Genomic DNA, 17744 nt, shown 5'->3' with positions numbered 1-17744 from the left:
GGAGAGAATTCGATGGCAGATCAACGCTGGGCAATGAAGGGAGAGCTCGTACTCTCCTGCAATTGCACGGTCTTTTGCCCTTGTGTGCTGTCGCTCGGCAACCATCCACCCACCGAAGGCTATTGCCAGACCTGGGCGGGTTTCCGCGTCGACGCCGGCCATTTCGGCGAGGTCGACCTGTCTGGCCTCAAACTTGGGCTGATCATGGAAATTCCCGGCTATATGAGCCGCGGCAACTGGACCGCCGGCCTGTTCATCGACAAGCGCGCCTCGGTCTATGCTGTGAAGGCGCTGACCAGGATTTTCACCGGCAAGGCCGGTGGAACCACGTCCTTGCTTTCCATCCTCGTCGGAAAATTCCTCGGCGTCGAACAGGTACCGATCACCTATGAGACACGTGACAAGACGCGTATCTTCCAGATACCGAAGATCATAGACGGGGCGGTGACGCCGATTCCCGGCAAGGATCGCGAGAAGGATACGGTGATCAGCAACTCCGAATACTGGATCGCGCCGGAGATCATCGTGGCCAGGTCCGACAAGAGCAAGATGCGGGCTTTCGGCCGCAACTGGAACTTTGCCGGCCGTTCGGCCGAAATCTGCAAGCTGGACTGGCGGGGCCCGTGAAGATCACCGACCGGATTCCAAGGCCGAAGAAGAAAGTCACATGGCCGCAGGCGCGCGCGTTCTCGGTCCATCTCCTGACCGCATCAGGCTCGTTCCTGGCGTTCCTGTCGCTAGTGGCGGCGAGCGAGCAGCGCTGGACGGCAATGTTCTGGTGGCTGGGACTGGCGCTGTTCGTCGACGGCATCGACGGGCCGATCGCCAGAAAACTCGAGGTCAAGGAAATCCTCCCGACATGGTCGGGCGAGCTCCTCGACAACATCATCGACTACGTGACCTACGTACTGATCCCGGCATTCGCGCTCTACCAGCGCGGTTTCATGGGCGAGGGCCTGTCGTTCCTGTCGGCGGCCATCATTGTCGTGTCGAGCGCGATCTACTACGCCGACACCGGCATGAAGACGAAGGAGAACTTCTTCAAGGGGTTTCCGGTGGTCTGGAACATGGTGGTGTTCACGCTATTCGTCATCGAACCGGGACAATGGGTTTCCTTCGCCGTGGTCGTGGCAGCCGGCATCCTGACCTTCGTGCCGATCAATTTCATCCATCCGGTGCGGGTGGTGCGGCTGCGGCCGATCAATCTCGGCATGACATTGCTGTGGTGTGCTTTCGGCGCGCTGGCGCTGGCGCAGGCGGCACTTGCCGCCTTCTACGACCAGATCGGCGTGCTGGGCGAGCAGGTCAGTGTTTTCACCAAGGTCGGCATCACCGTCACCGGACTTTACCTGGCTTGCATCGGCGGTATCATGCAGTTCTTCCCGACGCTCGGCGCCAAGAAGCCCGACCCCGATAAAGCCTGATCCCAAGAGAACCGAAAATGTCCAAAGCGATCCGTATCCACGCCCATGGCGGTCCGGAAGTTCTGACCTATGAGGACGCCGAACCGGGACAGCCGGGCTCCGGGCAAATCCTGGTCCGGCACGCCGCGATCGGCCTCAACTTCATCGATGTCTACCACCGTTTGGGCAACTATCCGCCGCCGGGCGGGTTCCCGTTGATACCCGGTGGCGAGGCAGCCGGGGTGGTTCTCGAAGTCGGCGCGGACGTCGACTGGCTGAGGCCGGGCGACCGCATCGCTTACGCCGTGAATGTCGGAGCTTATGCCGAACAGCGCGTGATTGCCGCCGACCGCGTGGTGAAAGTGCCGGATGGCATCAGCGACGAACAGGCGGCGGCCATGATGCTGAAAGGCATGACCGCCGAGTACTTGTTGCGCCGTACCTTCAAGGTCAAAGCAGGCGACACCGTCCTGTTTCACGCCGCTGCCGGCGGCGTCGGGCTGATCCTCGGCCAATGGGCCAAGCATCTCGGCGCGACCGTGATCGGCACCGCTGGTACCACCGACAAGATCGAACTCGCCAAGGCGCATGGCTTCGACCATGTCATCAATTATCGCGAGCAGGATTTTGTCGCCGGCGTCGCTGCCATCACTGGCGGCAAGAAATGCGATGTCGTCTACGATTCAGTCGGCAACGACACCTTCCCGGCGTCGCTCGACTGCCTGAAGCCGCTTGGCATGTTCGTCAGCTTTGGCCAGTCATCGGGGCCGATACCGCCATTCAGCATGTCGCTGCTGGCGCAAAAAGGCTCGCTATTCGTCACCCGGCCGACGCTGTTCGTCTACAACGCCAAACGCGAGGACCTCGAAGCCTCCGCCAAGGCATTGTTCGATATCGTGCTCAGCGGTGCGGTCAAGATAAAGATCAACCAGCGCTACGCACTCAAGGATGCCGGCAAGGCGCATTCAGACCTTGAAGGCCGCAGGACGACGGGAACAACCATTCTTATTCCCTGAGCCTTCCCGCTACTTGAGCTTGCTATCCCATCAGTTTCCGCTGAAATTCTTGAAGCTCTTTCAAGTCGCGTGCCGCTTTCCGATGGGAGCCGGCAGCGCATACCATGCTTGCGGGAACACAGAACATATCTGGCAAACCAGATGGGAGGCACTGTGAGTGCAAATCATGACGGCGCAAACCTGCTCGAGGTTCGCGGTCTCACCAAGATATTCGGCACGCTGACGGCGTGCGACCATGTCGATCTGAACATCGCCAGGGGTGAAATCCACGCGCTGCTCGGCGAGAACGGCGCCGGCAAGTCGACGCTGGTCAAGATGCTGTTCGGATCGCTTGAGCCCAATTCAGGCGAGATCTTCTGGAACGGACAAGCGGTCAGGATCACCAGTCCGGGTTATGCAAAAAAGCTCGGCATTGGCATGGTCTTCCAGCATTTCTCGCTGTTCGAGGCGCTGACGGCGGCCGAGAACATCGCGCTGTCGCTGGATGACGGTTCGCCGATCAGCACCATCGCCGCAAAGGCGAGGGCGCTGTCGTTCAGCTACGGCCTGCCGCTCGATCCGGAATCGCTGGTCGGCGACCTGTCGGTCGGCGAGCGCCAGCGCATCGAGATCATCCGCTGCCTTCTGCAGACACCGCAGCTCATCATCCTTGACGAGCCGACATCGGTGCTGACGCCGCAAGAAGCCGACAAACTGTTCGAGACGCTCGAACGTTTGCGCTCGGAAGGAAAGTCCATCCTCTACATTTCGCACCGGCTGGAAGAGGTCAAACGCATCTGCGACCGCGCCACCGTGCTGCGTCACGGCAAGGTGGTCGGCCATTGCAACCCGCGTCAGGAAACCGCGGCGTCGTTGGCGCGCATGATGGTCGGCAACGAGGTGCAGGCCGTGGTGCGGGCGCCAGCCGAAGGCATCGAGACGGCCCAGTCGCTGCTTGAAATCCGGGCGCTGAGCCGCAAGCCGGCAACGCCATTCTCCATTCCACTGAAAAACATCAACTTGAATGTGCGCGCCGGCGAGGTGATCGGCATTGCCGGCGTCGCCGGCAATGGGCAAGGCGAGTTCTTCGAATCCGTCTCCGGCGAGGTGCTGCAACAGGACGTCGCCTCGGTGCGCATCCGCGGCAAGGATGCTGGTGGCCTCACCGTCACCGGCCGGCGGCTCATCGGTGCTGCCTTCGTCCCGGAAGAGCGGCTCGGCCACGGGGCAGCACCTCGCATGAAGCTTTCGGAAAACCTGCTTCTGTCGCGCCACGCCACGGACGGCAAGGTTTTCGTCGGCGCTGGCGGCATGGTCAAAAGCGCTGCGATCTACAGCGCCGCCCAGCGCATCATCGAGGCCATGGACGTGCGCAAGAGCGCCCCGGATCCGGAGGCCGCGGCTCTTTCAGGTGGCAATCTGCAGAAATTCATCGTCGGCCGTGAACTCGACCGCAAGCCTAGCGTCATGGTGGTCAACCAGCCGACCTGGGGTGTCGACGCCGGTGCCGCCGCGCACATCCGCCAGGCATTGATCGAACTGGCGCGCAGCGGCTCGGCGGTTCTTGTCATCAGCCAGGACCTCGACGAGCTGTTCGAGATATCGGATGCCATCGCCGTCATGCACAATGGCGAATTGTCGAAGCCGTTGCCGATCGCCGAGGCCACATTCGAAAAGATCGGACTGCTGATGGGCGGCGCTGAGCCCGGCCATGCCGAACACGCTTTGGAGACGACATGATGCGCCTCGAACTCGTCAAACGCCCGCAGCGCTCGATGCTGTTCTCGGCGCTGTCGCCCTTCATCGCCTTCATGCTGACGATCATCGCCGGCGCCATCATGTTTGCGCTGCTTGGCGTCAACCCTTTGAATGCATTCCAGATTTACTTCATCGAGCCGATCAGCCAGATCTGGCAACTGCATGAGCTGGCGATCAAGGCAGCACCGCTGATCCTGATCGCGGTTGGCCTGTCGGTCTGCTACAAGGCCAACATCTGGAACATCGGCGCCGAAGGCCAGTTCATCCTGGGCGGCATTGTCGGCTCGATGATCCCCGTGCTGTTTCCGCAGTTCGAAGGTCCCTTGGTGCTGCCACTGATGCTGTTGCTGGGCATGGTTGGTGGCGCTGCCTATGCCGCCATTCCTGCGCTGCTCAAGACGCGCTTCAACACCAACGAGATCCTGACCAGCCTGATGCTGGTTTATGTCGCCCAGCTCTTCCTCGACTGGCTGGTGCGTGGTCCGTGGCGCGATCCGCAGGGCCATGGTTTCCCGCAGACGGTGCAGTTCAACGACTCGGCCATCCTGCCGGAATTGATGCCGGAGTCCGGCCGCGCCAACTGGGGTTTCGTCTTTGCGCTGGTTGCAGCAGTGCTGGTCTGGATCCTGATGAGCCGCATGCTGAAAGGCTTCGAGGTCCGCGTCCTCGGCTCAAGCCCCAGGGCAGGACGCTTTGCCGGCTTCAGCCTTAACCGCATGGTGTTTTTCGCCTTCCTGCTGTCGGGTGCCTTGGCCGGGCTTGCCGGCATCTCGGAAGTCTCCGGCGCCATCGGCCAGTTGCAGCCGGTGATCTCGCCCGGCTACGGCTTCACCGCCATCATCGTGGCGTTCCTTGGCCGGCTGAACCCACTGGGCATCGTTGCCGCGGGTCTTGTGCTGGCGCTGACCTATCTCGGCGGCGAGGCAGTGCAGAGCGCGCTCGGCATCTCCGACAAGGTGGCACGGGTGTTCCAGGGCATGCTTCTGTTCTTCGTGCTCGGCTGCGACACGCTCATTCACTACCGCATTCGCCTGGTCGGTTTTGCCGCGCCGAAACTTGAGGCTGCACCCAAGCTGGAGGAAGCCCGCTGATGGACATCACCGTCAACATCCTTTTGACCATTGCCACGGCGGCGACGCCACTTTTGATCGCGGCGATCGGCGAACTGGTGGTCGAGCGCTCCGGCGTGCTCAATCTCGGTGTCGAAGGCATGATGATCATGGGCGCGGTGGGCGGCTTCGGTGCCGGCTATCTCACCGGTTCGCCCTGGATCGGCCTTTTGGCTGCAATCGCGATGGGCGCCGTGTTCTCGCTGCTGTTTGCCGTCATGACGCTGTCGCTGGCCACCAACCAGGTGGCGACCGGCCTGTCGTTGACGCTGCTCGGTCTCGGCCTGTCCGGCATGATGGGAACCAGTTTCGTCGGCCAACCCGGCGAGCGGCTGCCCAACCTCGACATTCCGGGCCTCACCTCGATCCCGGTCGTCGGCAGGTTGCTGTTCGGCCAGGACCCGATCTTCTACATATCGATCGCACTGACCGCCGCCGTCATGTGGTTCCTGTTCAAGACCCGCACCGGGCTCACCTTGCGCTCGATCGGCGATAGCCACAGCTCGGCGCATGCGCTCGGCATCCAGGTCATCCACTACCGCTATCTCGCAGTGATTTTCGGCGGCGCCTGCGCCGGCCTTGCCGGCGGTCATCTGTCGCTGGTCTACACCCCGCAATGGGTGGAGAACATGAGCGCCGGCCGCGGCTGGATCGCGCTGGCGCTGGTCGTGTTCGCCTCCTGGCGTCCGTGGCGGGTCTTAGCCGGCGCCTATATCTTCGGCGCGGTCTGGATCGGCCAGCTCCATGCACAGGCATTTGGCATTCCGGTGCCTTCGCAACTGCTTTCTTCGCTGCCCTATCTGGCAACCATCGTGGTTCTCGTTCTAATCTCGCGCAACAAGCGTCTGACGATGATGAACACGCCGGCTTCCTTGGGGCAGCCATTCGTTCCGGATCGTTGACAATAAAAAAGACGGGAAGCTCCAAGGCTTAACTCAGAGAGGTAACACAATGAAAAAACTACTTATTGCCCTGATGACCACAACGGCGGCATTCTCGCTGGTAGCGACCGCCGAGGCCGCGGACAAGCTGAAAGCCTGCTGGGTCTACACCGGCCCGATCGGCGATTTCGGCTACTCCTACCAGCACGACCAGGGCCGTCTCGAAGTGGAAAAGGCGCTCGGCGACAAGGTCGAGACCGCCTTTCTCGAAAACGTGTCCGAAGGCCCCGACGCCGACCGCGCTTTTGAACGGCTGGCGCGCGAAGGCTGCAAGCTCATCTTCGGCACCTCTTTCGGGTTCATGGATCCGGAAGTGAAGGTGGCCAAGAAATTTCCAAAGGTGATGTTCGAGCACGCAACCGGCTACAAGACATCAGACAATCTCGGCATCTACAACGCGCGCTTCTATGAAGGCCGCTACATTCTTGGCCAGATCGCCGCCAAGGAATCGAAGGCTGGCGTTGCCGGCTACATCGTTTCCTTCCCGATCCCCGAAGTGGTCATGGGCATCAATTCCTTCATGCTCGGCGCCCAGTCGATCAACCCGAATTTCAAGGCAAAGATCGTCTGGGTGAATTCATGGTTCGACCCGGGCAAGGAAGCCGACGCTGCCAAGGCGCTGTTCGACCAGGGTGCCGACATCATCGTCCAGCACACCGATTCGACCGCTGCCCTGCAAGTGGCCGAAGAGCGTGGCTTGCACGGCTTTGGCCAGTCTTCGGACATGATCAAGTTCGCGCCCAAGGCGCAGTTGACCTCGCTCACCGACGATTGGGGTCCGTACTACATCAGCCGGGTCCAGGCCGCGCTCGACGGCACCTGGAAGCCTGGCAATGTCTGGCTCGGCATCAAGGACGGTGCCGTCAAGATGTCCCCTTACACAAACATGCCCGACGACGTGAAAGCGATGGCGCAGGCCACTGAAAAGAAGATCGTCGACGGTTGGAACCCCTTCACCGGGCCAATCGCCAAGCAGGATGGCACGCCATGGCTGAAGGACGGCGAAGTCGCCGACGACGGCACGTTGCTCGGCATGAACTTCTATGTGAAGGGCGTCGACGACAAGCTGCCGCAATAAGCACAAGCCGAACTATGTCAGGAAAGGGCGCCGCAAGGCGCCCTTTTTCATTCGGCGGGTTGCGAAACTGTGGAAGCGCGTCGAAATCTCTCCAGCCCGCCATCAATCGCCCGGCCGAGCCAGATCTTGACCATGCGTTGGGCCGGTCGTTCGAAATAGCGCCAGATCGCCCACGAAACCAAGAGCATGAGGGCGACACAGCCCAGAGCGGCATTCCATTTGCCGACCATCGGTGCGGCGGCGTTGATCGCGAGATAGCCGATGTTCTGGTGCAGAAGGTAGAGGGGGTAGGTCAACCCGCCCAGCGCCAGCGTCAGAGATGACGGGCCCACATGGTTGCGCAACAGAACGCCGCCGATCAGCGCCGCATGCATGATGACATTGGCGACCACGAGATTGGTCAGCGAAACGGCAACGCCATATTCGTTCAGCATCCAGTGCTGTGTCACGGCAATCGTGCTGCTGGACATCAGGAATGCGGCCACGAGCAGCAGCAAGGCTGGCAGCGAACGGCCATGCGCATGAAGATGGTGGACCAGCAGTCCAGCGGCGAAAAATGGGCCAAACTCGGTGATGAACAGGAACCGCGCTGCACGACTGTCGATGAAGAACTCGTTCAACGCCGAGATCGCCAGCCAGATGAAGATCAACGCCAGCTTCCATTTCCCAAAAACCCCGGTGAACAGCGCGAGCGTCACCCAACCGTAGAAAATCAATTCAAGGAAGATCGACCAGTAGACGCCGTCCATGAACGGTTGGCCGAAGGCCGGCGCAAACATGGACAGGTTCGCGGCATACTGGCGCAAAGAGGCTGAAAACAGCGGCGCCCCGACCGAGGCGACAATCGCGAAGGTGATGGTCATGCAAAGCAGGAAGCCTGGATACAGGCGTGCGAACCGCGCGATCGCAAACTGTTCCCATTTGCGGCTTTCCGCCGACCAGGCAATAACGAAGCCGCTGATCAGAAAGAATAAATTGACGCCGAGATAGCCGTATATGGCGACCGGCGCCACTGTCGGATAGCCCTCGGCGAGAAAGCCGCCGGCGGCCGCGCCGCGAAAGAAATAGTGATAGAACACGACAGCCAGCGCCGCCGCCAGCCTCAGAAGGTCCAGCGTCGCGACGTAGTCTTGCCGCACAGTTTTGGCGTCCATCCGACCCCCGCATTTATAGTCTCGAAACTATAATGCGGATCGCGGCCGAACGGGTTAAGGCGCGGGAACTATCGCAAGCTGTAGTAAATGCGGCGACTTGAACCGCCGTCAGACCGCTGAACCGTAGAGATCATAGGGGTCGGCGCGGTCGATCTTGACGGTGACGATGTCGCCGGCACGCAGCGGGCGGCGCGACTGGATGTGCACCGAGCCGTCGATTTCAGGCGCATCGTATTTGGTCCGGCCCTTAGCCGACGTGCCGTGCGCCTCGTCGATCAACACCGGCAGGCGCTTGCCGACCTTCTTGGCCAACTGGGTGGCAGAGATCTTCTGCTGGCGCTGCATGAAACTGTGCCAGCGCGCTTCCTTGATTTCCTGCGGCACCTGTTCCAGGCCGAGATCGTTGGAGCGGGCGCCCCTGACCGGCTCATATTTGAAACAGCCGGCGCGGTCGATCTTGGCCTCGTCCAGCCAGTCGAGCAGCATCTCGAAATCGTCGTCCGTCTCGCCGGGAAAGCCGACGATGAAGGTGGAACGGATGGCCAGATCCGGGCAGATGTCGCGCCAACCGCGAATGCGGTCGAGCGTCTTTTCGCCATGCGCCGGCCGGCGCATGTTCTTCAGCACCTGCGGCGAGGCGTGCTGGAACGGGATGTCGAGATAGGGAAGGATCTTTCCCTCGGCCATCAACGGGATGACGTCCGCGACATGCGGGTAGGGGTAGACATAGTGCATGCGAACCCAGACGCCGAGCTGGCCCAGCTCCTCCGACAGATCGAGGAACTTCGCCCGCACTTCGCGATCGCCGAACATGCTGGTCTGGTATTTGATATCGATGCCGTAGGCGCTGGTGTCCTGCGAAATGACGAGGATTTCCTTGACGCCCGCCTTGGCCAGTTTCTCAGCTTCGCGCAGCACGTCGGCCGCCGGCCGCGAGACGAGATCGCCGCGCAAAGACGGGATGATGCAGAAGGTGCAGCGATTGTTGCAGCCTTCCGAGATCTTGAGATAGGCATAGTGGCGCGGCGTCAGCTTGACGCCTTGCGGCGGCAAAAGGTCGATGTAGGGATCGTGGCTCGGAGGCGCTGCCTCATGCACCGCCGCCATCACGCTCTCATAGGCCTGCGGACCGGTGATGGCGAGAACGTTGGGGTGTCTCTCCCGGATGACGTCCGGTTCGGCGCCGAGACAACCGGTGACGATGACCCTGCCGTTCTCCGAAAGGGCGGAACCGATGGCGTTGAGCGACTCGTCGCGGGCGGAATCGAGGAAGCCGCAGGTGTTGACGACCACCAGGTCGGCACCGTCATGCTTGCGCGCGATCTCGTAACCTTCGGCGCGCAGGCGCGTGATGATGCGCTCCGAATCCACGAGGGCTTTCGGGCATCCAAGACTGACGAAACTGACGCGGGGGGCTGCGGACATTTGCGGTTTCCAATGGACACGGGCCGGAAACCCTAAGGTCCGGCCCGGAAGTCCCAATACATATCGATCTTTTGGGCTCTCGTGGGAGCTTACTTCGCGCGGCGCAATAGCACAGTTCCGCAGTCAAGCAAACCAGCGAACAGCGTTGCACGATGCGAGCCGACCACCCTTCAAGGGACCGGGCTTCAATGATGGCTCGGTCCGAACCAGGGTGCCAGGAACGCAAACTGTTCGGGGAACTGCTGCACGGCACCATCCAGAAACATCTTGATTGCGACGTAGAGGATGATCAGTAGGCCGATATAGGCAATCCAGCGGTACTTGTGCAGGAGCCTTGCGACAAACGAGGCGGCAAAGCCCATGAGCGCAATCGACAGCGCCAAGCCGATGATCAGCACCGTCGGATGGTCCATTGCCGCCCCCGCGACCGCAAGGACGTTGTCAAGCGACATTGAAACGTCGGCAATGACGATCTGCCACGCCGCCTGAGCGAAGGTCTTGCGCGGTCCCTTGCTGCCAATCGTTCCGTCCTTGTCGTAGTCGACATTGGACAGCGATTCCGTCGCATCATGTTCCTGCTCGTGGGTGACACGCAGTTCGCGCCACATCTTCCAGCACACCCAAAGCAGCAGCAGACCGCCGGCGATGAGGAGCATGGGGCCGATGGCGAGCAGCCACTGCGTGATCAGGGCAAAGAAGATGCGAAGCACGGTGGCTGCCGCAATGCCGACCAGAATCGCCTTCTTGCGCTGGTCGGAGGGAAGGCCGGCCGCGGCAAGGCCGATGACGATAGCGTTGTCGCCGGCAAGTACGAGGTCGATGGCGATGACCTGGAGCAGGGCCGAGAGGCCTGCGGCGGTGAAGATTTCCATCGGCTGGAGGCCCTTTGCTGTTCGCCGAGTGTCGGTCGTCGAATACCCAGACGCCCTAACGTGTATGGTTCGTGCGCGTCAAGGGTTTGCAGGAGACAATGTCGGACGCCTGCCTTGATAAAAGGCAAGCAACACTATCGCCGAAGGCCGCCAAAGGCCCGCAAATGCCGGGAACCGGGCTCAAAAAATTCTAGTCGTAGAGATTGTACTTCGTCCAATCGGTTTGCGGAATTTCCTCGCCGATCCGGTAACGCAGCTGCAGCACCTGCATATGGTCCGGCGCCGTCTCGCACTTGAATTTCAGCCGGTACCACTGCCCTTTGCTGCGAAAGGCAGCGCCCGGGCTTCTGATGGCATCGGCACCCATTTCCGGCGTTGCAAAGGCATAGGCAACGACGCGATCCGCTTTGTACTTGTGATCGTCGTGGCTGATCCGGTCCAGCACTTCGGCATCGCATCGCTGTTCGAGCCGGGTTTGCGGATCGAGTTTCAGCAGGCCGGCGCGCAGGGCGCCGTCCATCGCGTACGCCGGGCAAACCAGCGTCACGGACGCCAAAACCGTCAGGCAGAGCTTTTTCATGGGCGGGACAAGCAGCATATTTCACCCGAAAAATCAACCAGACGAGGCGTTCGCCCCCGATCGTAGCCAAAACGCGGAGGAGAGAGCGGCAGCCCCAGTACCAGACGCTGCTGGAAGCAGCGGCTTTTTTGTCTGGATGTGAGGTCCATCACATCCCCCAGGCAGCGTGTGTGAAATGACGTCCTTCAGTGGGGAGCCGGATGCATCGTCTGGACTGGCTGAACCAAGAGGATTCTCGGCTCATTGCAACCACCATTTAGTTGACCGCCACGCGCTCCGGATCTAGTTTTCGTGCTATACTCCCGATCGTGAAGTCGGTTCCCAAACTGGAGGCGATTATGCGGGTAAGCATCTCGATCTTCGTCCTGGCAACCGTACTGGTGTCTTCGAATTCGTTTGCAGGCCCGGTCCAGTCGTCAGAAGACATCATCAAATTTTTCGCCAATGCATCCGATCTGGGTCCATTGCGCGGAATATGTTTGGGCACCGAAGATGAGTGCAAGAGCAAGGCTGATGCGTCGATCCCAACCGGCCTAGACATGTCGATCAATTTCAACCTCGATTCTTCTGACCTGGTGCCGGAGGCGCAAGCAAAACTCGACGAATTTGCCAAGGCGCTGAAAGACAACCGCCTGAAGGCGCAAACTTTCCTCGTAGAAGGCCACACCGACGCTTCGGGGTCGCCAGTCTACAATCAAGGACTTTCGGAGCGGCGGGCGCAATCGGTGACGGCATTCCTTTTATCGAAGGGAATCGAACCGTCACGCGTCAAAGCGATTGGCCTCGGCGCAACCCATCCACGTGTCCCCGATCCATACGACCCGGTCAACCGGCGGGTCGAGATGCGGATAAAGCTGCAATAGCCCTACGGACAGCTCAACGCGACGCGCTTCAGAACACACCGCCAATCCCGATTCCGCCACTGATGTCGGGAGGAGGGGCTGCGGGACGCGAGGATTGCGACTTTGCGGACCTGGCAGTCTTTCGACTGGCTGCCCCTTTTCGCACCGGAGCCGCATCGGACGAAACCCTCGTCGGCTTGGCCCTTTGCACGACGACCGGATCCTTGCAGACTCGGCCGGAGTGCAAAAAGAGGTCACCCAGAAGTTCAACGCTGGGTTCGGTCGTCGACGCTGCCCGCTTGGTGTTCTTGTAGTAGTTGGTGAGAGCGCGGACTGAACCCTTGCCCCAACTTCCGTCAACCGTCGTCCGATAGCAGCCCAGGCGGCGCAATTCCGTCTGGATGCTGCGTGCCAGATCAGTCGCTTTGTCGGAATCCGTTTCACCGGTCGTGCCTACGATCAGCGCTTCAAGGCCGGACACCACGCTCTGCCGCGCTCCCTCGAGGCTGGCTATCTGCGTGCCGGCAGGATTGGCTGAAGCGCTCGGTGGTGGCGAAATCTCGACCGATCGTAATGTCTGTCCGACGATGAGCACTGCAGTCTGCAGGTCGTTGGAAGCAAGCTCGACCTGCAGCTTTTCCTTGGCGACGGGATCCGACAGAATGCGCGACAGGCTGGCGCTCAACTGAGCCGGATCGAGCATTTGCTGCTCGGTGAAATAAAACTGCTCGCGAAGGTTCGACTGGTCCCATGGGACCTGACGACCGAGAGTGAGGGATTCGGTTTCGTTGCGCACCCGGATCATCATGTCGGAAATGCTGAGCCCAGGTATCTCGACGTTCTTTAACAGCGCCGTGGTGAAGGGGCTGTTGGCCCCCGATCCGTCAACCGTGCCGTTGCCCGGCTGGGTTGCGAAAGCAACAAACGTGTTTTCGCCCACCTCGACCTGCGCGAGGCCATCCACGGTGCTGGCGCCTTTGCCCATCGGGTTGTTCCGGCACGCATCAAGAAAAATGAAGGTCTGCCGTTCCCGGTTGGCAAACCTCGAGATCACGTCGTTGAGCCTGACTGCGCGCGCAGTCAGTTCCCCCAAGGTCTTGGCGTCGGGTGTATCGACCGGCAGCAGATAGTTCTCACCTTGAAGCTGCACGCCGTGGCCGGCGTAGAAAATCAGCACCGCGCTGGCGGCCGCAAGCTTGCCGTCGGCTTCCCGAAAAAGCTTGGCAAACCCGTCGGACGAAAGGTCGGTTCCGATCAGCACATCGAAATTCAGCCTTTTCAGGCTTTCGGAAAGTCTTCTGGCGTCGTTTACAGCATTGGTCAGATCTGGAAGTTGGACGCTCTGGTAATCGGAATTGCCGATGACGATCGCAAGCCGTTTGCTTGGCTGTGGTGACCGTTCTTCCTCGACCGCGGCTTGAACGCAGATCGATCCGAAAAATGAAACCAGCAGAACTGCCGCGATGCGCAGATAGGGGCTGTAGGTCATGTCACGAGCTCGTTTCAGCGTGCGACAGTCTTCGAGTCGCCGAAGTGTCCGCCGACTGACGCCATCCCTCGTGCGCCGGAACTCGTATCTCCGAAGACAAGGAATTTTACACCAGAACACATGTCAAAGCCAGAAACCATCTCGAAGCCAGAACCACTCGAAGGAAGGGTGACGGGCGCGGCCTGGCTTCGATCTGGCTGTGCGCATTTTTCTCGGGCGCCGTCGAGCGCAGCCAGACATTGGCTCTGCGGCCGGAAGCCAGCGATGCAGACGAAACCATATCCTCACTGGCCATAAGATGTTATGCTCCCTGCTAACTGGAGCAATTGTTGCTCTTACATTTGTAGCAGTCAGTGATATTCTTCATAGTTCATCTCCGCATGCCTTGATACTTTAGTGATATCTCAAATAGGCAGGGAATGGGACAATGAGAGGCAGGAATTGGCTTTTGCGCCTGGGCGCCGCAAGCGCGCTCTCGATTGGCGCTATATTGATTTTCCTGCCTCCGAAGGCAAATGCCTGCGTGCTCGGCGGTGAGGGAACCTTTCTGGACGGAACCTGCGCTCTTGGCGGCGCAACCAACAGCGCGATTGTCGACACCTCGCTGGATGCGCTTCAGAATATGGTGGACGACATCGTCCAGGCGAATGTCGGCCCTGCAAGCGCAGCGCCGCCGGCTCAGTCTTCACCGTTCGGCGTTTTCGCTTCGGGCCAGCTTGCCCACACGGAGCATGACGGCTTCACGATTTCGAACAGCTTCGATGTCTTCGATGGGCCGCACTTCGACGTTGATGAATTCTCTGCTGCCGTCAGCGTGGATTTCAATGCCGCGAAGCACTACGGATTCGACAACGAGCATGGACTAAACCTTGGGCTGTTCGGCGGCTATGCATCGGCCAAAGTCGGCCTTGATGCGTTCGATTTCTTTCCTGGCGGCGAAGCTACAAACAGAAGCGGCATGTTCGGCGGCTATGGACTCTATCGGCACGGCACCAGCTATGCGCTCGTGGCCGCTTCGGCGTTCCTCGGCAATACGGACGTTGAAAGCTCAGGCAGTTTCGGCAGCTACGATACACAAGGCTATGCCATAACCGGGTCGATCGGGCGCATCTTCAGCTTGACCGATCGGGTGCGCTTCGACCTGCGTGGCGGATTGTTGGGCGTTACCTTTACCGGCGATGAATACACGGACAGCTTTGCTGTTCCATACGGAAAAAGCCGTTTGTCGTTTGGCGCAATCAAGTTCGAACCTGGAGTTTACGCCGATTTCCAGCTCGGAAACGGCATGGTCATCAGCCCTTATGCGCGAGCTGATCTGCAGCAGCGCTTCGGCTATTCGAACACGGCAAGCGTCTTCGGAGTGGAGAGTGAATTCGAAGACGCGGACTTCTCGGTGGCGCTATCCTCCGGCTTCAATCTGAAAATGACGCAATCGACCACGCTTAGCAGTGAAATTCGCGGCAAGTGGTCTCAAGAAAGTTCAACCATCAGCGGAAAGCTGGGCGTAAAGATCGCCTTCTGAATATCGGCGAGAGACCGCTCGTTGTATCTGGCGGAGGGAGTGGGATTCGAACCCACGGTGGGCTTGCACCCACGCCGGTTTTCAAGACCGGTGCCTTAAACCGCTCGGCCATCCCTCCAACTAGTTGCAATCATTGTGGTTTTCCGGTTCGCGAGGAAACCCAAAAGAGTCGGTTGCTACACACTTTGCAACTATTTGCCTTTTCGCTCGCTGCTTATAGCTGCCTGAAGTGCAACGTCAACTTGCTCCGCTGCATCAGCCTGCATTCCGGGCATGACATGCGAGTAAAGATCCAACGTTATGGCGCGCTCAGTCTACCTTCCGGCCTTTGGAAACCACCCAGGCAGATGGATGGCCTTCAATTAAGAAGGCGATGCGTTTGCTGTCCCCAATGGCCGGGTTGCACTTCCATCCGGGCACGTTTTTAGCGGGGTACACATCCCAGCTTATGTCGGAACAGAATTTATCGCCTTCGACGCCCCATCTTCCGGTCGTCCTCTTGTTGCCCTTCCGATAGATGGCCGTGCCATCCGGGTTGAAATATAGAACCTCGTTCTCGTTGCTGATCGAATTTCCCTCCAGCGCAGCCGTAATCTCTGCGCCTGTCATCGTTTCCGCAGACGCCGTGTCGACCGATAGGACAAGCACAGCTGCCGCGACCATTGTTGATGTGGGGAAATAAGCCATTTTTACCTCTCCTCTGCCTGGCCTGCTCGAAGCAGAAAATGATGCGCCCCATGCCCTGCGATGACAAGCAGACCTCCGACGCCCGCTGCCGCAGGTGGCGGGCCCTGACAACGGTTTCGGCATCCCCAGGCGAAGCGATTCCGTGGCGATCGCGGAAGCAACAGTGGCGGGGCAAGCCGGCCAATTGACAATGTGGCACAAGGCTGACCAACTGATGGCGTGTTGCCAATTTTCGGGGGATTAATGAAGAAGACCTACGAGAGGCCAATCCTAGCAAAGCGCCAGAAGCTGTCGCATGTGACGGCGCAGCAAGCTCCGTCGAAGGCTTCCGTCTAGCGTCCCGGTTTCTGAAAATTCGCATGAGTTCGATAGCAAGGGCGGTGGGACGGCCCAAAGCACGCGATTTTACGCCTCCGGTGCGGGGCGGGGTGTGCCACAATCTCGCCCGGTTCCAGACATAATCGATTAATACGGTGATAAACAATTCCTGTGCACAAGGGGATTGGGGATCAGGGCATCGCTGGCATTCGTCGAGTGGGTGCTTTGGTTCCGCTGAGGTTCTGGCTGCGGCGCCTGTGTCGAGACTGTAGGGGACAATCGAAAACATGCAGACCCCGACGCGCCCGCGTCTTCGTCGCGCTTCCACTTTCGCGTTGTTCGTGGCTTCGGCTGCCTTGCTGGCGGCCTGTACGTCGTCACCACAGCCGAAGGCGATGGTCGACAAGAAACCACGCTCCAAAGAATATTTCTCTGAATCCGAATATGGTGTGAAGGCAAGCCCTCGCGTCACCTTCAAGACGTCGAACCTGCAGCGTGGCGGCGGACGCGACCAGCTCGGCAAGCCCTACCAGGTGCGCGGCAAGTGGTATTATCCGAAGGAAGACAAGCGTTACGCCAAGAAGGGTCTCGCCTCCTGGTATGGTGACGCCTTCCACGGCCGGCTGACCGCCAATGGCGAAGTCTACGACATGACGCACCTGACGGCCGCACATCCGACGATGCCGCTGCCAAGCTACGCGCGGGTCACCAATCTCAACACCGGCAGTTCGGTCATCGTGCGGGTCAACGATCGCGGTCCCTATCATGATGGCCGCATCATCGACGTGTCCAAGCGCGCCGCCGAAATGCTCGACTATGCCAACATCGGCACGGCTCGGGTGAAGGTCGAATATGTCGGCCGCGCACCGCTCGACGGCAATGACGACCAGTATCTGATGGCCTCCTATCATCCCGGCAACAGGGCGCCGGATCCGTCGGACGGCCTGCCTAGCGGTGTCATGATCGCCATGAATGGACCGTCGCCGAGCCTGCCGGTGGTCGCCACAGCCGTAGCGTTTCCCGGTCAGTTGACGGACTCCGGACAAGGATTCGAAGCCCAGCCCGCCATGTCGGCGCAGGCGCCGGCTTTTGGCGATATCGTGCTGCCGGATTTCGGCCCGATCGTGCCGGAGCGTCCGGAAATCGGCCTGCCGCGCCAATCGCCGTTTGCCGTGGCGTCGCTCTCTTATGCGGACGACCGCGTGCACCGCGCTTCCGACGTGTTCGCCGCGCTGGGTGGCGACGGCATGTCGCCCGCCGACGTCCTGCAGTCATGGAAGCGGCAAGCACCGTCGGCTGGTTCGCCGACGGAGTACGTCGCGGCGGGGTCATTCGAGGATGCAGCCGAGGCCAAGCGGGTGGCGGCTGAGCTTTCCGGCTTCGGCAAGACCGAGATCCAGCGCTCCGCGCTCGACGGCAAGGACTGGTACTCGGTCAACCTGTATCCCGACGGTCATGGCAGCCTGGACGACCTGCTGCAGGCGGCATGGTCGCATGGCGCACCGGACGCGCTCGTGGTGCGCAACTGATCCGGCAATGCCGAAAGCCTGCCAGCTTCCCGATCGGCGGTT

16 protein-coding genes and 1 tRNA gene are annotated in these 17744 nt (G+C 60.2%); 10 read left to right on the top strand and 7 right to left on the bottom strand.

Annotated elements, in window-relative coordinates:
* Positions 1 to 12 precede the first annotated feature (12 nt).
* The 7 genes from LHFGNBLO_RS23490 (at position 13) to LHFGNBLO_RS23460 (ending at position 7284) form a co-directional block, all read left to right on the top strand.
* Entirely contained in the window at positions 13 to 627 is a 615-nt protein-coding gene (locus LHFGNBLO_RS23490) for a DUF1326 domain-containing protein (protein WP_258601699.1), read from the top strand.
* A complete protein-coding gene (gene pcsA, locus LHFGNBLO_RS23485) occupies positions 624 to 1424 on the top strand; it encodes a phosphatidylcholine synthase (protein ID WP_258601698.1) in 801 nt (266 codons plus the stop codon). Before LHFGNBLO_RS23490 ends, pcsA begins: the two co-directional genes overlap by 4 nt.
* 17 nt (positions 1425 to 1441) lie before the next feature.
* A complete protein-coding gene (locus LHFGNBLO_RS23480) occupies positions 1442 to 2419 on the top strand; it encodes a quinone oxidoreductase family protein (protein WP_258601697.1) in 978 nt (325 codons plus the stop codon).
* A 141-nt stretch (positions 2420 to 2560) separates the two neighbouring features.
* A complete protein-coding gene (locus tag LHFGNBLO_RS23475) occupies positions 2561 to 4138 on the top strand; it encodes an ABC transporter ATP-binding protein (protein WP_258601696.1) in 1578 nt (525 codons plus the stop codon).
* Complete coding sequence (locus tag LHFGNBLO_RS23470) at positions 4135 to 5247, top strand: ABC transporter permease (RefSeq protein WP_258601695.1); 1113 nt, start codon at positions 4135 to 4137, stop codon at positions 5245 to 5247. The genes LHFGNBLO_RS23475 and LHFGNBLO_RS23470 overlap by 4 nt, the downstream gene beginning before the upstream one ends.
* A complete protein-coding gene (locus LHFGNBLO_RS23465; RefSeq protein WP_258601694.1) occupies positions 5247 to 6167 on the top strand; it encodes an ABC transporter permease in 921 nt (306 codons plus the stop codon). The genes LHFGNBLO_RS23470 and LHFGNBLO_RS23465 overlap by 1 nt, the downstream gene beginning before the upstream one ends.
* 49 nt (positions 6168 to 6216) lie before the next feature.
* On the top strand, positions 6217 to 7284 hold the full coding sequence (locus LHFGNBLO_RS23460) for a BMP family ABC transporter substrate-binding protein (RefSeq protein WP_258601693.1): 1068 nt from the start codon (positions 6217 to 6219) through the stop codon (positions 7282 to 7284).
* A gap of 47 nt (positions 7285 to 7331) precedes the next feature.
* Here LHFGNBLO_RS23460 and LHFGNBLO_RS23455 read toward each other — a convergent pair whose 3' ends face one another.
* The 4 genes from LHFGNBLO_RS23455 to LHFGNBLO_RS23440 form a co-directional block, all read right to left on the bottom strand.
* Positions 7332 to 8438: an acyltransferase family protein gene (locus tag LHFGNBLO_RS23455; RefSeq protein ID WP_258601692.1), complete on the bottom strand. Its 1107-nt coding sequence runs from the start codon at positions 8436 to 8438 to the stop codon at positions 7332 to 7334.
* Positions 8439 to 8546: 108 nt separating this feature from the next.
* A complete protein-coding gene (gene rimO / locus LHFGNBLO_RS23450; protein WP_258601691.1) occupies positions 8547 to 9863 on the bottom strand; it encodes a 30S ribosomal protein S12 methylthiotransferase RimO in 1317 nt (438 codons plus the stop codon).
* 185 nt (positions 9864 to 10048) lie between these two features.
* Positions 10049 to 10735, bottom strand: a complete 687-nt coding sequence (locus tag LHFGNBLO_RS23445) for a TerC family protein (protein WP_258601690.1) — start codon at positions 10733 to 10735, stop codon at positions 10049 to 10051.
* A 190-nt stretch (positions 10736 to 10925) separates the two neighbouring features.
* A complete protein-coding gene (locus tag LHFGNBLO_RS23440; RefSeq protein ID WP_258601689.1) occupies positions 10926 to 11333 on the bottom strand; it encodes a DUF930 domain-containing protein in 408 nt (135 codons plus the stop codon).
* Positions 11334 to 11653: 320 nt separating this feature from the next.
* On the opposite strand from LHFGNBLO_RS23440, the gene LHFGNBLO_RS23435 reads away from it, so the two are divergent.
* Complete coding sequence (locus LHFGNBLO_RS23435) at positions 11654 to 12178, top strand: OmpA family protein (protein WP_258601688.1); 525 nt, start codon at positions 11654 to 11656, stop codon at positions 12176 to 12178.
* 28 nt (positions 12179 to 12206) lie between these two features.
* Here the strand turns inward: LHFGNBLO_RS23435 and LHFGNBLO_RS23430 are convergent, their stop codons facing one another.
* Positions 12207 to 13646, bottom strand: a complete 1440-nt coding sequence (locus LHFGNBLO_RS23430; protein WP_258601687.1) for a caspase family protein — start codon at positions 13644 to 13646, stop codon at positions 12207 to 12209.
* A gap of 448 nt (positions 13647 to 14094) precedes the next feature.
* Between LHFGNBLO_RS23430 and LHFGNBLO_RS23425 the strand changes: the two genes are divergently transcribed.
* Positions 14095 to 15168, top strand: a complete 1074-nt coding sequence (locus LHFGNBLO_RS23425; RefSeq protein WP_258601686.1) for an autotransporter outer membrane beta-barrel domain-containing protein — start codon at positions 14095 to 14097, stop codon at positions 15166 to 15168.
* Between the two features lie 28 nt (positions 15169 to 15196).
* On the opposite strand, the gene LHFGNBLO_RS23420 is transcribed toward LHFGNBLO_RS23425, so the two are convergent.
* Both LHFGNBLO_RS23420 and LHFGNBLO_RS23415 read right to left on the bottom strand, forming a co-directional pair.
* A tRNA-Ser gene (locus LHFGNBLO_RS23420) sits at positions 15197 to 15286 on the bottom strand.
* Positions 15287 to 15477: 191 nt separating this feature from the next.
* The gene (locus LHFGNBLO_RS23415) at positions 15478 to 15855 is read right to left on the bottom strand and encodes a hypothetical protein (protein ID WP_258601685.1); all 378 of its coding nucleotides are present in this window, start codon (positions 15853 to 15855) and stop codon (positions 15478 to 15480) included.
* Between the two features lie 605 nt (positions 15856 to 16460).
* On the opposite strand from LHFGNBLO_RS23415, the gene LHFGNBLO_RS23410 reads away from it, so the two are divergent.
* Positions 16461 to 17702, top strand: coding sequence for a septal ring lytic transglycosylase RlpA family protein (locus LHFGNBLO_RS23410; RefSeq protein ID WP_258601684.1), 1242 nt, complete (start codon positions 16461 to 16463; stop codon positions 17700 to 17702).
* Positions 17703 to 17744: the final 42 nt, after the last annotated feature.

It is taken from the genome of Mesorhizobium sp. AR10, from assembly GCF_024746795.1.
GTDB lineage: Bacteria > Pseudomonadota > Alphaproteobacteria > Rhizobiales > Rhizobiaceae > Mesorhizobium.
Note: the sequence above shows the minus strand (reverse complement) of the source record. Positions and strands in the feature narration are given on the sequence as shown.

Coding starts and splice junctions, on each gene's coding strand:
- LHFGNBLO_RS23435 (WP_258601688.1), top strand. CDS start 11,654: ATGCGGGTAAGCATCTCGATCTTCGTCCTGGCAACCGTACTGGTGTCT.
- LHFGNBLO_RS23455 (WP_258601692.1), bottom strand. CDS start 8,438: ATGGACGCCAAAACTGTGCGGCAAGACTACGTCGCGACGCTGGACCTT.
- LHFGNBLO_RS23465 (WP_258601694.1), top strand. CDS start 5,247: ATGGACATCACCGTCAACATCCTTTTGACCATTGCCACGGCGGCGACG.
- LHFGNBLO_RS23480 (WP_258601697.1), top strand. CDS start 1,442: ATGTCCAAAGCGATCCGTATCCACGCCCATGGCGGTCCGGAAGTTCTG.
- LHFGNBLO_RS23445 (WP_258601690.1), bottom strand. CDS start 10,735: ATGGAAATCTTCACCGCCGCAGGCCTCTCGGCCCTGCTCCAGGTCATC.
- LHFGNBLO_RS23475 (WP_258601696.1), top strand. CDS start 2,561: ATGGGAGGCACTGTGAGTGCAAATCATGACGGCGCAAACCTGCTCGAG.
- LHFGNBLO_RS23410 (WP_258601684.1), top strand. CDS start 16,461: ATGCAGACCCCGACGCGCCCGCGTCTTCGTCGCGCTTCCACTTTCGCG.
- rimO (WP_258601691.1), bottom strand. CDS start 9,863: ATGTCCGCAGCCCCCCGCGTCAGTTTCGTCAGTCTTGGATGCCCGAAA.
- LHFGNBLO_RS23430 (WP_258601687.1), bottom strand. CDS start 13,646: ATGACCTACAGCCCCTATCTGCGCATCGCGGCAGTTCTGCTGGTTTCA.
- LHFGNBLO_RS23470 (WP_258601695.1), top strand. CDS start 4,135: ATGATGCGCCTCGAACTCGTCAAACGCCCGCAGCGCTCGATGCTGTTC.
- LHFGNBLO_RS23440 (WP_258601689.1), bottom strand. CDS start 11,333: ATGCTGCTTGTCCCGCCCATGAAAAAGCTCTGCCTGACGGTTTTGGCG.
- LHFGNBLO_RS23460 (WP_258601693.1), top strand. CDS start 6,217: ATGAAAAAACTACTTATTGCCCTGATGACCACAACGGCGGCATTCTCG.
- LHFGNBLO_RS23415 (WP_258601685.1), bottom strand. CDS start 15,855: ATGGCTTATTTCCCCACATCAACAATGGTCGCGGCAGCTGTGCTTGTC.
- LHFGNBLO_RS23490 (WP_258601699.1), top strand. CDS start 13: ATGGCAGATCAACGCTGGGCAATGAAGGGAGAGCTCGTACTCTCCTGC.